General features: G+C 44.6%; 14 protein-coding genes. 3 read left to right on the top strand and 11 right to left on the bottom strand.

All coding sequences use genetic code 11. The features are described from left to right. Positions 1-85: 85 nt before the first annotated feature. From TCA2_RS07730 to TCA2_RS07710, 5 genes are all read right to left on the bottom strand, one after another. Positions 86-463: a VOC family protein gene (locus TCA2_RS07730; protein WP_047910996.1), complete on the bottom strand. Its 378-nt coding sequence runs from the start codon at positions 461-463 to the stop codon at positions 86-88. 429 nt (positions 464-892) lie between these two features. Then, the gene (locus tag TCA2_RS07725) at positions 893-1,543 is read right to left on the bottom strand and encodes a cysteine hydrolase family protein (RefSeq protein WP_047910995.1); all 651 of its coding nucleotides are present in this window, start codon (positions 1,541-1,543) and stop codon (positions 893-895) included. A gap of 1 nt (position 1,544) precedes the next feature. After that, the gene (locus tag TCA2_RS07720) at positions 1,545-2,336 is read right to left on the bottom strand and encodes an ABC transporter ATP-binding protein (protein WP_047910994.1); all 792 of its coding nucleotides are present in this window, start codon (positions 2,334-2,336) and stop codon (positions 1,545-1,547) included. Position 2,337: 1 nt separating this feature from the next. Then, positions 2,338-3,111, bottom strand: a complete 774-nt coding sequence (locus TCA2_RS07715) for an ABC transporter permease (RefSeq protein ID WP_047910993.1) — start codon at positions 3,109-3,111, stop codon at positions 2,338-2,340. After that, on the bottom strand, positions 3,111-4,193 hold the full coding sequence (locus tag TCA2_RS07710; protein WP_047910992.1) for an ABC transporter substrate-binding protein: 1,083 nt from the start codon (positions 4,191-4,193) through the stop codon (positions 3,111-3,113). The genes TCA2_RS07715 and TCA2_RS07710 overlap by 1 nt, the downstream gene beginning before the upstream one ends. 269 nt (positions 4,194-4,462) lie before the next feature. Between TCA2_RS07710 and TCA2_RS07705 the strand changes: the two genes are divergently transcribed. Beyond that, positions 4,463-6,151, top strand: a complete 1,689-nt coding sequence (locus tag TCA2_RS07705) for a PucR family transcriptional regulator (protein ID WP_047910991.1) — start codon at positions 4,463-4,465, stop codon at positions 6,149-6,151. On the opposite strand, the gene TCA2_RS07700 is transcribed toward TCA2_RS07705, so the two are convergent. The 5 genes from TCA2_RS07700 to TCA2_RS07680 form a co-directional block, all read right to left on the bottom strand. Next, positions 6,127-7,152 (bottom strand): amidohydrolase family protein, encoded by a 1,026-nt coding sequence (locus tag TCA2_RS07700; protein ID WP_238546318.1) that lies wholly within the window; start codon positions 7,150-7,152, stop codon positions 6,127-6,129. The genes TCA2_RS07705 and TCA2_RS07700 overlap by 25 nt on opposite strands. Continuing rightward, positions 7,149-8,198 (bottom strand): ring-opening amidohydrolase, encoded by a 1,050-nt coding sequence (locus TCA2_RS07695; protein ID WP_047910989.1) that lies wholly within the window; start codon positions 8,196-8,198, stop codon positions 7,149-7,151. Before TCA2_RS07695 ends, TCA2_RS07700 begins: the two co-directional genes overlap by 4 nt. 26 nt (positions 8,199-8,224) lie before the next feature. Further along, positions 8,225-9,118, bottom strand: a complete 894-nt coding sequence (locus tag TCA2_RS07690) for a fumarylacetoacetate hydrolase family protein (RefSeq protein WP_047910988.1) — start codon at positions 9,116-9,118, stop codon at positions 8,225-8,227. Then, on the bottom strand, positions 9,115-10,329 hold the full coding sequence (locus TCA2_RS07685) for an amidase (protein ID WP_047910987.1): 1,215 nt from the start codon (positions 10,327-10,329) through the stop codon (positions 9,115-9,117). The genes TCA2_RS07690 and TCA2_RS07685 overlap by 4 nt, the downstream gene beginning before the upstream one ends. Before the next feature lie 205 nt (positions 10,330-10,534). Beyond that, positions 10,535-11,317: a YitT family protein gene (locus tag TCA2_RS07680; protein ID WP_370510324.1), complete on the bottom strand. Its 783-nt coding sequence runs from the start codon at positions 11,315-11,317 to the stop codon at positions 10,535-10,537. A gap of 662 nt (positions 11,318-11,979) precedes the next feature. Between TCA2_RS07680 and TCA2_RS07675 the strand changes: the two genes are divergently transcribed. Together TCA2_RS07675 and TCA2_RS07670 are read left to right on the top strand one after the other, a co-directional pair. Then, positions 11,980-13,017 carry a nucleotide-binding protein gene (locus TCA2_RS07675; RefSeq protein WP_047910986.1) on the top strand — a complete coding sequence of 346 codons (1,038 nt, stop codon included), beginning with the start codon at positions 11,980-11,982 and terminating at the stop codon, positions 13,015-13,017. Next, positions 13,014-13,244, top strand: a complete 231-nt coding sequence (locus tag TCA2_RS07670) for a hypothetical protein (RefSeq protein ID WP_047910985.1) — start codon at positions 13,014-13,016, stop codon at positions 13,242-13,244. Before TCA2_RS07675 ends, TCA2_RS07670 begins: the two co-directional genes overlap by 4 nt. A gap of 66 nt (positions 13,245-13,310) precedes the next feature. Here TCA2_RS07670 and TCA2_RS07665 read toward each other — a convergent pair whose 3' ends face one another. Further along, entirely contained in the window at positions 13,311-13,712 is a 402-nt protein-coding gene (locus TCA2_RS07665) for a VOC family protein (RefSeq protein WP_047911238.1), read from the bottom strand. Between the last annotated feature and the right edge of the window lie 118 nt (positions 13,713-13,830).

Here is a 13,830-nt window from a genome sequence, read left to right as displayed (position 1 = left end):
CTGACAAGAAAGCGATTCCAATTAAACCAAGTCATATGCAATATTGTCATCCAACTATCCTGATCTCCAAGCGTATGCTATATATTTATCTGCTAAATTCAAGAAATTCAATTCGGTTGCCAAATGGATCATGAGTATAGAAGCGTGTGATGCCTTCTTCTGTACGTGCCTCATCATGGAGTATAGTTATATTTTCCTTCGTCAGATGCTCCTTTAAAGCTTCTATATTGTGAACATGAAATGCAGGGTGGGCTTTAGAGGCAGGTGTAAAATCCTTCTGCACTCCAATATGTACTTCATGAATCCCACATTTAAACCAAATACCACCGCGATTTTGTAATGGCTCCGGCTTAGGAATTTCGGTCCACCCTAGAATCTCTTTAAAGAAATGACGTGCTTCTGATTCACAGCCTTCCGGTGCAGCAAGCTGAACATGATCAAGACCAACAAACCTAAATGACATCGTCCTTTTCCTCCTCATGAACACTTTCTGGTTTCATTAGATGAAACTAAGTTTTAAATACTACCCTAAATACCATTTTACCTAATTTGGAAGGAAAGAGCTATCGTGTTTTTTTGTTCTGTAGTTATGTCTCTGAGTAAAGGGGAAATATTTCGGATTCCTTGTCGCTATAAGTTACTTTTTGTCTCCCCGGTCCCAGAGACTTGAATTCGAAATTCCTCAGCTCCGGCTTCAACTGAGAGTTTCGTCACGATCATCATGAATCCGGCTATAACCAGAACTATGCCCATTAATTTTGAAAGCTGTATATTTGAACTCTTCACGAATATTCCCTCCATATGGATTCATCTAATAATAAAAAAACGTCTGGGATGACCCAAACGTTTCCATTCATCTGTAATCTTTTATGAATAACATTGTATTGGCTGATCAGGTAGATGTGACATTTCCAACGTTGTTCCAGAGAGAAGTGATGGTGGAGGAGGCTTCAACAAAGCCAAAGTGCCGTTCTATATTGGTTAGACTCGGTTCGTAAGCGTCCGAATAAAGGCAGGCGGTAGCATCCTTTGCAAGCACAACATGGTACCCTATCAAATGAGCCTCCCTAAGTGTGGATTCGACACAAGTATTCGTATTGATCCCAGCAGCAATAAGCGTCTTTACTCCCATACCCTTTAATACTCTTTTTAGTTCCGTACCCACAAAGGCATTATAACGATGCTTCCACACCAATACATCCTCTGTGCGAATATCGAGCTCCTGAATAAAATCTGCCCCCCAGGTTCCAGTCCGGCAGCTCGGAGGATGGCTTCTGCCTATACGCCGCCTTATCCAGGCATCCTGTCCGTCGTTCAGCTGGTTGTGAGACATCCCAACCCATATGATGGTAATATCTGCCTGCCTCGCTTCCTTCACTAATTGACTAATTACGGGGACGATCCCACTGTACATGCTTGTATCATAGCCATACTGAGCGAATACACCTTTTTCATGAATAAAATCATTCTGCATATCGATAATCATGAGAGCCGTCTTTTCTTTCAATACATTAGTTAAGCTATACTCTGTATATTCGCTCATCTCATACCTCCGTCAGAATACCTTGAGATTGAAAGACCTCCCGTATCTCCCGAACATGCTCAAAAAATTTCGGATGCGTTCTTGTCTCCATACTGCGCGGCCTTTCTAACTGAATTGAAATATCTTTTAAGATTGAGCCAGGTCTAGGTGACATGACGATGACCCGATCAGAAAGGAAAACCGCCTCTTCAATGCTATGGGTAATAAAAATAATAGTACATTTATACTTCGTATAAATCTTTAACAGATCATACATCATCTGCTCACGAGTTAGTGCATCAAGCGCACCAAAAGGCTCGTCCATCATCAGTAACGACGGGTTCTGAATTAAAGCACGGCAGATCGATACTCTCTGCTTCATTCCTCCTGACAGCTCAAATGGATATTTGTCACCGAAACCATCAAGTCCAACCATGCTTAGCAGCTCGTTAGTTTTGCGTTTTTGCTCAGCCAGCTGTTTACGGTTTAATCTGTTCTCCAGTTCATAAGGCAGCAGGATGTTCCCCTGTACTGTCCTCCATTCCAGCAATAGATCCTTCTGAAAAACTACCGCATTCCCCGACTGCGGCCCATTCATCGTACTTCCATCCATCTCGATGGTGCCTCCTGTTGGTTGATCCAGACCTGCAAGTAGATTCATCAGCGTGCTTTTTCCACAGCCACTCGGTCCCACAACAGAAACAAATGAAGATGCCTCAATATTTAAACTGACCTTGCTCAGCGCTTGAACGACACCTGTACGCGTCTCGAATCTTTTCTCTACATTTTGAATTGCGATTGTTTTTCCAGCCATCTTATTCTCCTCCTCTGGCAGCTCTGTACCAAGGTATTGCTGCTCTTTCGATCCATCCGACCAAATTGTAAAAAATGAGTCCGATGACTGCCAGCATGACAACCACACAAAACTGCATCGTAATATCTAGATTGGCACTGGCAGCAAGCTGAAGATAGCCTAGTCCTCTGTCTGAGGAGACGAATTCCGCTACAACGGCTCCGACAACAGCCAGCGTAATTCCTACTTTGAAGCCTCCAAAGATGCTAGGAAGTGCCTTTGGCAGCCGGAAATGCATAAACACCTGGAACGTACTGGCTTTCATGGACTGGGCAAGCATCAGCATCTCTTTCTCCGATGAACGCAGACCTACTACACTATTCACAATGATCGGGAAGAACGCGATGAGAAAAGCGATAATGACCTTCGTGACCATCCCAAATCCAAGCCAAGTAATCAAAAGCGGGGTAAGTGATATCATAGGCACGCACTGTAGACCAATCATGATTGGAAAAAACGACCTGGAAAAATATTTCGAATATACGATGATGATAGCGAACGGAACACCAAACCCAACCGATAAGGCAAACCCAGCTAGAATTTCGACTATGGTTATCCCGCTGTGCCTAAGCAATACTTGCCAATCCTGAGCCATACGTTCAACGATATTAAGCGGAGTTGGCAGTAAGTATTCTGGAATACCGAACACCATGCAGCACAGCTGCCATAGAGCAAGAAGCGCAATTACGGTAAGCGATACGGACAGCAGAGACTTAAACTTCGCAGTATTACTCATTATTCTTCTCCCCCTGCTTCCGCAGATTGGTCAGGAAGGTACTGATTCGTATAATACGTATCTACTTTCTCTCTATTCTTAATAAGGCCAGTCTCTTGCATAAGCAGTGTCATCTGCTCTAAATGCTCTGCATTAACATATCCATACGGCTTTCCTTCAGGACGTACAGCCAGCTCCCCTGTTCTTACAATTTGTTCAGCTGTAATTTGTTCATCAACCACATCCGGAAATAATCGTTTGGATATAGCTGCTGCTTCTTCAGGATGCTCCATAGAATAGGCAAAGGCTTCATCGACTGCAATCAGAAATCGTTTTAACGTATTAGGATTCTCTTCAGCAAACTTATTGTTAGTAATAAGTGAGAGTCCCGATAGGTCAAAACCATAATCCGCTAAATAAAGCGGTACTAGCTCTTGACCTAGATTCTTCTCGAACAATGGATACTCATTTGTTGAGAATACCGCTATCGCATCTGCCTCTCTGTTCTGGAACAACGTATTTCGTGCACCTGTTTCCACCATCATGTGCTCTACTTTTTCATAATCGGTGCCATTATACTCCAGAAATTTCTCATACACGCTGGTGAAGGTTGATCCAGATGAGGAGGCCAATGACTTTCCTTCCAAGTCCTTGGGTGAGCGTACTGGGTTATCCGGATAGGACAGCAGAATGATGGGTGAGCGAGTCATGTAAGATGCAATCATTTTCACTGGCATCCCTTTCTCTATCCCCTGTACGGGTTCTACAGCTGAAGTTACCCCAATTTCTTCTTTGTTTTGGGCAATCACCTGCAATACCGACACTGATCCAGATCCCTCCAACACATTCACGTTAAGTCCATACTTTTCAAATATGCCTTTTTCCTTGGCTACAAAAAATGGAGCGAATTCACCTTTGAATTTCCAATTTAGACGTAGTGTGAGTTCATCTTGTTCAGCTGGAGGCAAGTCAGTTCCAAGACCTGTACTTGAGCTGGCATTCGCAGCTGTACTGGCTGTTTCGCGGACACCTTGATTTTGATTAGCACATCCCAAAGCTGTCAGCATAACCGTTACAAGCATGACGATCCAAATCTTTCTCATCTTTTCCCACTCCTTCTCTTTAGTGTCAGGTTTATTGACATTGTTCTTTTACTTGATAAACACATGATAGCGAGATATACGATGCAAGCCTATGTCCTCAGTGCACAAGATCATGGCTATGAACTTCAGCAGCACTTACAAAAATGGCTCATATATCTAGATCCACTCTATTTGATAGGGCATAATGGTTAAAAACTCTATTGTTCAGGTCCGTTTTTTTCCTAGATTGAATTCATAGCGTGATCAAACCTTACATTGGAGGAATGGAAATGGCACTAACACTGAAAAAAATTTTAAAGCTGCCGTTCTTCTACGGCGCTTCCGTTGTTGCCGGGGAGAACGGATTGGATTCAACCATTGAGTCCGTTAATGTCATGGTCAAACTTCCACATCAAGAGTCTGCATCTCCTGACATTGCGACATGGCTGTGTAGAGGGCAGCTTCTATTCACCACAGAACATGTAATTTTAAGCAATCACCGTGTACTTTCCGCATTCATTCATCAAATGTCCGAGGCTGGATGTGCAGGTATGATTATTAAAGCCAGTCACCACATCAGCCCTCTTCCAAAAACGATGCTCTCCGCTTCCTCAACCTTGCAAATGCCAATCGCTGTACTTCCTAATGAAAAGGGTCTCGGGGATATGATGAGTCAAGTCATGAGCATTTTACTGAATGAAAAGCAGGTTGAGCTTGAACGGACTTTTGAGATTCATCGTAAATTTTCCAAACTCTTCCTTAATGGTGCTACCATGTCAGACATCGCCCAGACACTGACAAGCGTAGTTCATCATCCGATTCTGATTACGAACAGCAAGCGGACCATGGTCGGATGGTCGGCTTCTGCTCGCTCCTGGGCAGTATCCGAGGAGTTTCGCGAAGAATTACTTCAATTCATTGTGAATCAGAGCCCTACTGAAAACAGCCTCTCGTACTATAAAACAACAAGCGGAGAACGGCTCGGAGTGTATCCCATTCATTCTTCTGGAAATTTAAAGGGCTACATTATTGTCATGCATACGGATGAAACGTTAAAAACATTGCTGATGCCTCTGGAACAAGCTGCTCAGGTCATTGCTCTTGAGAGCGTCAAGCAAGCTGCTCTAATGGAGGGGTCAAACCGGCTTAGAGAAGAATTCTTCAGTGAGTTATTAGATAACGGTTATACATCAGTACAGGAGATTATGAAACGCGGCGAGAAATATGGATTACAATCAAAAGGCATCTATTGGGTCGCTGTTTGCCAAGTTGACTCTTCATTGGACGGACGGATTTCCTTTCCTTTTAATAGCAGGGGTTATGAATACCTGCAGGAGCAGATTCAAGCCTACCTTGATGCTAAACATATGAATGCCATAACAACCGTCAAAGGAGATCATATTGTCATCATTCTGACTTCTAATGATCTGTCGGTTTCACAGCAAGAGGGACGAATGATTCAATTGCTGCAAAGTGCACTCTCCCATCTTCGAAAAAGCAATGATAATCACCTCTTCTCCATTGGACTCAGCAATCATGCCGATCAGCTTGACCGATTGGCCAGGGCTTATCAGGAAGCTGTCCTGGCATTAAAACATGCAAATGACAGTCATAGCTCCACTTCAGTACATGCTTACCGAGTTCAGCAGGTTCCTGATCTGATTCGGATGCTGCCTTATCATAAATTAAGGGAGTTTTGCGGCAGTATTCTCAAATCGATTGCTTTTCCGAAATCAGATGAAAATATAGAACTACTGCAGACACTCGATGTGTACTTACAGCAAAACTGCAATGTCAAAGAGACGGCAAGGGTGCTCTTCCTGCACCGCAATACCGTCTTCTATCGATTAAATAAATGTGAATCCCTTCTTCAGCTTTCATTTAAAGATCCTGTGGACCTCCTCAAGCTGCAAATGGCCGTCATGATTCATCACATTCTTAAATCTCATGAAATTCAAGCTGAACATACTTTGTCCTGAACAATATGAGGGAGAGGCACGTGGGATAATAACTCGCGTGTCTCCTGTGTTTCAAATACGACGGATATGTTAAGCTCATGATGCGAAGAAGCCGATAGCGGATCAGCGGGACCTCTTCGAATCATATCTAATAGAGCAAGCTGTTCCTCAGGCTCATAAAACCGCTGCACGTAAGCCAGAAGCTGCGCATAGCCGAGCATGTTGCCTCCTCCAAGTGGATTGAATAGATCTCCCATATTGTCACTTCCAAGTGCTACTGGAATTCCTGCTTTCAAGAGCTCTTTCGTTCTTGTAATGGGTCTTGTAGCTACTGCTGTAGGACACACTGTAACATGAAGCTTGGCATTTGCCATAAGCTCTATCGTTTTTGCCGCTTCTAGATCGGGTACAGTCGCCAGAGAATTGCAATGAATGGCATAGATCTTATCTCCACATTCCTGCTCTAAGGCTTGCTCTGCAAGAAAGGGCAGAAGAAAGTCCTCCGGCTTCCCACTCTCATCTGTATGGAATTCTAACCAGGGAACATCAAATTGCTCAGCCAACGCCATCATTTTTCTAATGTGTAATTTACCATCTACATCAACTAGCGTATGTCCGCCAAGTCCCATCCTCCCCATAGTGAGTGCTTCCTGCAGCAGTTTCTCTGTCTCTGGGTAGCGATCAAAGCCTTCCTGATTAAAAGCTGTAATGTCAATAACGATTTGCTTGGCAAATGCTTGTTGCAGCTCAAGCATAGCCTCTATTCCTTTCAAGCCGACAACCGGATCTACATCTACATGTGTTCTTACATAAGTCGTTCCATAACGAATCATCTGAAGAAGCGCCTTCTCAGCGCGGTCATATATATCCATTTTAGTAAACTCAGCTTTTTTCTCCCTCGTCCATCCGCCACGAATGCTCGCGGGAGCATCCACATAGACTACCTCGGGAACGAGCATCCCCTTATCCAGATGTGTATGCGCATTAGCAAATCCTTTACATTTCCAGATCTCACTCATCATTCCTCATCCCCTCTGGCTTCAGCGATAACTGCGATTAGATTAGCTCCCCGCGGGCCCTGATGCTCTGAACCGGCTGAGCACAAGATGGCCGCATCATTGACAACGCTTGCCACAACCGCATGAGCCACTGATTTGGCAACGACTCCTGCATGCATGCTTAGTGCATCGGTGTGAATGGTGTGACGCTGGCCTCTAATATGAGGCAAAGCATCCGCACCGGCATTTACAAATATTTGCCGAATCCTCCCCTGCTCCTTGGGTGAAAGCAAAGGATCAACGGCCATATCCAGAGATGCGAAGACACGATAAAGTCCTCTCAGATCAAATCCGTCCTCCATCATGCCAGATGCGATAACAAGTGAACTGTCTGCCCCGTCTCTGTTACCCATCACAATTACACGAATGGCTGTCTGTTCTCCGCCTGCGGAGACAGAGGTTTTGACTGTATATAAACGATGGTCCCCATTAATCACTTCATCCGTAATCTTTTCCCGATCGACCTCCCTTAAAGCTACCGCAGAGCCGAGTGCAGAAGAAGCTTTGGATCGAACCCCTCCTTCCCCCCAGGGACACTTGATTTCAACACAGTGCACGTCACTGAGATCTGTGATTCCTGCGTCTCTGATTGCATCACGTACCGCTTCTGCTGCCAGATCCACTTGAACGCAAGTGCCGATTTCTTCCGGAAGAAGCGTTCGACTTGAAGCTACGCCGAATACCCATCGTTTGCTTCCCGCTCTTGAATCAGACAGATGATGATCGTTTCTCAAAAATACGGTATAATGCGGACTCATATAACCGCCAGTCTTACCAATCATCATCATCGGAATTTCTTCAAAAATAGCATCATGGGTTTTGCCTAAATATTTGGACAATAACACTTGGAAAGCAAGTGTACTATATCCTCTTGCATAATTATCTCCTTCTGTTTGAGCTATGATGGCTTTGATATGAGCGGCCTTGATTTGGCCGGACTCAAGTTGTTCCTCTAGTTCACTTACATCTCCTGGGTGCTTCATTGTAAATTTCATTAGTTCATAACTCATTTCTATCTTCCTTTCCTGCAAATTTTTTAAGCATCTGTCCGTTTGATTGTTCTTGAAACGCCATTGACGAGAGGCATAAAACCATCTATTCGACATTCGACATGATCACCCTCACGAATAATGCAGGCTCCAGGAGTTCCCGTCATGATGATATCTCCGGGAAGAAGTGTCATGTGCTCGGAATGAAAAGATACTACATGTGCAGGTGTGTACCTCATTAGGCCAGCCTTTTTTTGTGCTTCAACCTGTCCATTTCTTATCGTCGCAATCTGGATCTCCGCAAACGGATCGACCTCATCCGGTGTTAGCAGCTCAGAACCCAGACTGAAGAAAGTATCGAAGCTTTTGGAGCGAGTTAAGAATCGGGGGTTTTTTTGATGTATATCATCCGCACCAATATCAAGCACGGCAACATAGCCTGCAATACAGCCAGTCGCGATCTCTTCGGACACATGACTGCAAGCTTTGCCAATAACGATCGCAAGCTCTGCCTCTGCGATGACTCGCTTAGATTGCTCTGGAAGCCGAATATCGTCCCCGGGACCAATTAAGCTGGTGCTTGGTTTGAAAAATCCTACAGGTTCCTCACGTTCTTTTTGATTCCTGAACGCAGTAAGTTCTTCATAACTGGAGGTATAGTTAAAGCCTATTCCATATATTTTTCCAGGATTACGATACAAGGGAGCAAAGTAAATCTCATCCGGGGAAGCCATTTCGAGACCTGGTAATTCATTAATAAAAGATCTGCTCATGATCCAGCTATTCAGCTCATCAAGCCTTTCTTCTCGCAGCAAGGACATCATATCTGTCGGCCAGTCCGTCTTGTAGATTCGATTCATCATCTCTATTGAAATGACACCCTGCTCAACTTGAATGCCAGCCTGCTCTATTCCATCCTGAATAAAGCTCACATATTTCATCGAATATGCCCCTTTCGGAGAACCAGCTTCAGCTCAGATTCGATATTAGCGATAAGCCGCAAGAGATCCATATCCCGGCCCGGTCCAGCAATAAATGATAAGCCGAAAGGATATCCCTGAACCTCCATCCATGGAACGTTAACTTGGGGTAACCCGCCTATTCCAGCTACACAGCAGAGCTGCATTGTGCTAATTCTTATCCGTTCTGCTTCCTTGCCCGTGAGTCCAATTTGAGGGGCTATGCTCGGAGTTGTCGGCACAATTAGCACCGTATTCTTTTGCAGCTTCTCATGAAGAAATGCTCGGACTTGCTTGACATCTTCCCGTGCCAACTCGGCATCTTCAGCTTGTATTCCTTCAGCCCATTCAAAACGCTCGCGAACAGCAGCTCCAAATCGCGGGTTTACTTCCTCGATCCAAGGTCCGTGTGTTCTCCATATCTCATATCCCTGTAATGTACGAAAGGCTCGAACCCAATCCATTAGCTCGAATTGCATCCCTTCGGTTATCGCTTCTTCATCACAATTCAGTGCTGAGCGTAGTTGCCCAAATCTCACACCCAATTCTTCTTGTACTTGCTCGTCTACCAGATCCCACATATCCGATGCCCATACAAACCTAAGCTCGTTCCGATCATCTTCTCGCGCATCACCTTCAAATAACGTCTTTCCCACTTTCAGCATGGTCTCTATTTCGTTTGCCATCCAGCCCGGCGTATCAAAACTAGGGGCTAGAGGGACGACTCCAGTCAATGACAGGCATCCCCATGTAGGCCGAATACCGTATACTCCGCAATAGCTGGAAGGAACTCGGACAGATCCCGCTGTATCTGTTCCTAACGCAAAATGAACCATCTCAGCAGCAACCGACACAGCAGACCCGCTTGACGACCCTCCTGGAATACGGCCTTGTGCCTTAGGATTAACCGGAGTACCCCAATGTTCATTCTCGCCGTTCAGTCCGAACATGAGCTCGTCCGTATGTGTTGCACCTACGAGTTGAGCTCCCTCTTCCAATATTCGTAACAGGATAGGTGCATAATTCTTGGCTGGATGATGTGTACGTTGGAAGTCAGGATTTCCAGCACTGCTCACATGATTTTGAATATCATAGACGTCCTTCACTGCAAATCGAAGACCTTTCAGACTTCCCCCTATTTCATGAACCGAAATGTCTCCCATACTCTTCACGAATGCTCCCCAACGATCCATCCATTTGTACTCCTCTCTCCTTTGATTTACTTTATTTTAGAAGAGCTGCGCTGTATTCACATTGGCACCTGTGACTAAATTTGATATCCGATTTTTAGAAGCAGCGACTATTGTGAAGACAACGCAAAAAAGGATCTGCATGCATGCAGATCCTTCTTAATCTTATCATCAATGTTCAACTGTATTATCAATACCAAAATATCGTCTATCCTCCGGCAGCACTTGACTTCTTGACCACCGCGGTGGATACGTGATGCTTGGTATCCTTCGTTCTAATTGGTAAATACGAAACAGACGCAGTTGCAGCTGCAGGCTTCGGTAATAGTAATCGTGTAACATCGGTCTTGGCCGGCTTCGGCTGTAAGATCTCCCTCTCAATTTTGGGCCGCTTCTTCTTAGCTGCTGCTTGAGTAATCAGGGTAATGAACTTACTTGCGATCCACACCGCAAGCACCGTATACAGCGTTTCTTTGAGCGGCATAAAGAGTAGTGACAATAGAAGTACAATCCCGTCAAAAATAAAGAACACCGATCCGATCTTCATTCGGCTCCACTTGCTGACGAGCACCGCCAGAATGTCATCTCCGCCCGTCGCGCTTCCACTCGCAATAACGATCCCTGCTCCGACTCCGGTTAGAATACCAGATATAAGGGCCGCTGCCAGCAGACTTCCCTGGAGATCAATGACGAGAGGTGAATACCGTTCGCACCATTCATAAAATAAGGAGAAAGATAAAGCTCCCAGCATGGCTTTGAGCATATACTTCCGGCCCATGAAATACCAGGCAATCAGAATGACTGGAATATCCAGCAGCAAGCTGGTAAGTGCAGGAGACCAACCGGCCACGTAACTGCCAAGCAGGGCTAATCCTACAAATCCACCTTCCGACAAATGATTCACATAGTTGATGTGATAAAAGGCAAACGCCATCAGCATCGTCCCAAACAGCATCAATCCGATACTTTTGAGCTCATTCAAATTAAACATTGATCGTACGGCCTCACTTACAGCCGTCCTTTTTCTGTTTTCGAATGAAACAGGTTGTTCTTGTGATGTTACAGCCGTCTTATTCCAAAACAGAAGTTTTTGCTTTGTCCTCATACAGATTCCCTCGCATTGTTTGTAGTTTGGTCAGAAACAGACCGAAACTAATGCGTAAGGAAAGCTGAGAGGAGTTCATCCTTCGAATATTCATTTGGCTTACCTCTCCCTACGCATAGTTGGTCATTTAACTAGTGACTTTTACTAATCGCGTAAGGGAAGCTACGTATACGAGGAATCGTTTCGTTTCCAAATTGTCCTTTGGGGCTTCATCCTTCGGGGACTCATGGTATCCAGATCCTTTCTGTTAGTAATCATATATTCGTGCATAGAGTCAGTTCTTTAATATATGATTAAACTAATTATAACATACCAGAAACGGTGCCTGCTTGGTAATTTATACTCACTTTATTACATGCATCATGTCCACTTCATGTAACGGCGAATAGACTATTAATAATCATAATATCGTCTTAAGTCTCATACTTCTAGTTCTTACGTCTCTTTCTTCAGAATGTGATGCTTTTCGGTTCGTCAAATTCGGGTAAATGGTATAATATAGAAAAAGATCTTAAAAAACATATCCCGTAAGCGAGGCGGAGCGGACTATGAAGACGATAAAGCCTAGAGCGTTCATCGGATGTTCCCTTGAAGCGAAGCCTATTGCCGCAGCTGTACATGAGAATTTAAGGTATGCTGCTGAAGTCACTCCATGGTATGCCGGCGTTTTTAACCCTAGCAGCTATACGATGGAGGATCTGGAGAAGCAGGTTCGAAGCAGTGATTTCGCCATTTTTATTTTCCACCCGGATGACATCACCAGTATTCGAGGAAAAATGTACGCCACGGTACGGGACAATACCCTGTTTGAAATGGGTCTTTTTATGAGCCGATTGGGAAGAGGACGCATATTCTTTATATTACCTGAGCATGTTAACGAGCTGGATAGCAGTAAGGATATCGAAGGCATGCGAATGCCCAGCGATCTTCTTGGTCTAGGTTCCCTGACTTATGAGATTCGTTCAGATAGCAACTGGGCACCCGCTGTATCGGTAGCCTGTCACAAAATTGCAGACATGATGGAAAGATTAGGCCCTTGGTCGGATATGTATTTAACAGAGAAAGTGAATAAAGTAAAGCAGGAGGAAGAGAATAAACGCATTCAGCTCCTGAAGCTGCTTCGTTTCTTTCGTGAACTGCTGCGTTCCCGCAAAATCGATGATCAAATGCTCCATCGTATGAGCGATACACTAAGAACAGCCTTTGTATCTCGGCCGCACTTTCTCGTACGCGGTACCACGGTGCACCGGGTGTCTCTATCCGGATATATTGAGCAGGTAGCCGGAAATGTCGGTGAGATCGGGAGGCGTTATCCTATGAATATCAATGATGGCAAAACGCCGGATGATCCCAGTCGAATTCTTGTCGTTGATGCGTACAAGGAGAACAAAATTAAGGTGAATCTGTACGATGATTATCTTGAGAAAGAGTATATGCTGTGCTATCCTGTAGCAAGTGGTTATGTATTTACCGTGCATCTTGTTGGACACCTCGAGGCAGGTGATGATCTATTCCAGCAAATTGACCGCGATAATCGTCAATTATTTAGTGCTATTCACGACCTGTTAGGAGGAGAGTTGGGATGAAACCAATCAGACAGAGGCTCACCAAAAAAAGAGGAGCCCCAAAGGTACGTCTGAGTGCCGCCCGCGAAACAACCGGATCTGTACCGGAAGGTGACAGCGGCAACAGTTTCAAGAAGCCCGAGGTGCCCATTGTCACGCTTGGCCCTTCCTTGAAAGGCAAGGAACGCCCGTACAAGGTCATATTAGAGAAGGACGCACTCTACGATAAACCGCAATATATGGCATAAAACCGATTAATCCAGGCAGCATTGATCATCATTGATCGATGCTGCCTTTCTCTTATCCATTGTCAATTAGCTGTATGTATTCTCCGATGGTGCTGTAAGCTCTACCTTAATTCGGTCAGGATCTTCAAAATATACAGCGTAATACTGCTCTCCTCCCGCATAAGGGTGAAGATTCTCGTACAAGATCGGAACTCCTCTATCCCTCATCTGACGGGTAAGCGAATCGACCTGCGCTCTTGATTCGGCGTGAAAAGCAAGATGATTAAGCCCTACTCTGCATCTGTGATACGGGACATCAAGAAATCGGTCCTCGGCCTGTACAAATACAAGATAAGCCGCTCCAAATCTCCAGCTTATTCCCTTCTCCCATTTCTGATACTGCTCATATCCCAGCTCCGTTAGAAGCCATCCCCAGAATTCAGTGCTTCTCTCCAAATCAGAGACATAGATCTCTAGATGATGAATCATCGCTTCATCAAACCCCTCTCCCCATCCGTATGTATGCAATTTCCACTTGTCAGACCGCATAAACAGATCTTATATTGAATATAATATTACAGGAACATATGTTCTGTAAATATAATTC

It is taken from the genome of Paenibacillus sp. TCA20 (assembly GCF_000732325.1).
Classification (GTDB): Bacteria; Bacillota; Bacilli; order Paenibacillales; family Paenibacillaceae; genus Paenibacillus; species Paenibacillus urinalis.
The sequence above is the reverse complement of the archived record's forward strand: the minus strand, read 5'-3'. Positions and strand labels throughout refer to the sequence as shown.

Excerpts from the sequence above, each read along its gene's own strand:
- TCA2_RS07730 (WP_047910996.1), bottom strand. The coding sequence starts at position 463 with ATGTCATTTAGGTTTGTTGGTCTTGATCATGTTCAGCTTGCTGCACCG.
- TCA2_RS07725 (WP_047910995.1), bottom strand. The coding sequence starts at position 1,543 with ATGAGCGAATATACAGAGTATAGCTTAACTAATGTATTGAAAGAAAAG.
- TCA2_RS07720 (WP_047910994.1), bottom strand. The coding sequence starts at position 2,336 with ATGGCTGGAAAAACAATCGCAATTCAAAATGTAGAGAAAAGATTCGAG.
- TCA2_RS07715 (WP_047910993.1), bottom strand. The coding sequence starts at position 3,111 with ATGAGTAATACTGCGAAGTTTAAGTCTCTGCTGTCCGTATCGCTTACC.
- TCA2_RS07710 (WP_047910992.1), bottom strand. The coding sequence starts at position 4,193 with ATGAGAAAGATTTGGATCGTCATGCTTGTAACGGTTATGCTGACAGCT.
- TCA2_RS07705 (WP_047910991.1), top strand. The coding sequence starts at position 4,463 with ATGGCACTAACACTGAAAAAAATTTTAAAGCTGCCGTTCTTCTACGGC.
- TCA2_RS07700 (WP_238546318.1), bottom strand. The coding sequence starts at position 7,152 with ATGATGAGTGAGATCTGGAAATGTAAAGGATTTGCTAATGCGCATACA.
- TCA2_RS07695 (WP_047910989.1), bottom strand. The coding sequence starts at position 8,198 with ATGAGTTATGAACTAATGAAATTTACAATGAAGCACCCAGGAGATGTA.
- TCA2_RS07690 (WP_047910988.1), bottom strand. The coding sequence starts at position 9,118 with ATGAAATATGTGAGCTTTATTCAGGATGGAATAGAGCAGGCTGGCATT.
- TCA2_RS07685 (WP_047910987.1), bottom strand. The coding sequence starts at position 10,329 with ATGGATCGTTGGGGAGCATTCGTGAAGAGTATGGGAGACATTTCGGTT.
- TCA2_RS07680 (WP_370510324.1), bottom strand. The coding sequence starts at position 11,317 with ATGTTTAATTTGAATGAGCTCAAAAGTATCGGATTGATGCTGTTTGGG.
- TCA2_RS07675 (WP_047910986.1), top strand. The coding sequence starts at position 11,980 with ATGAAGACGATAAAGCCTAGAGCGTTCATCGGATGTTCCCTTGAAGCG.
- TCA2_RS07670 (WP_047910985.1), top strand. The coding sequence starts at position 13,014 with ATGAAACCAATCAGACAGAGGCTCACCAAAAAAAGAGGAGCCCCAAAG.
- TCA2_RS07665 (WP_047911238.1), bottom strand. The coding sequence starts at position 13,712 with ATGATTCATCATCTAGAGATCTATGTCTCTGATTTGGAGAGAAGCACT.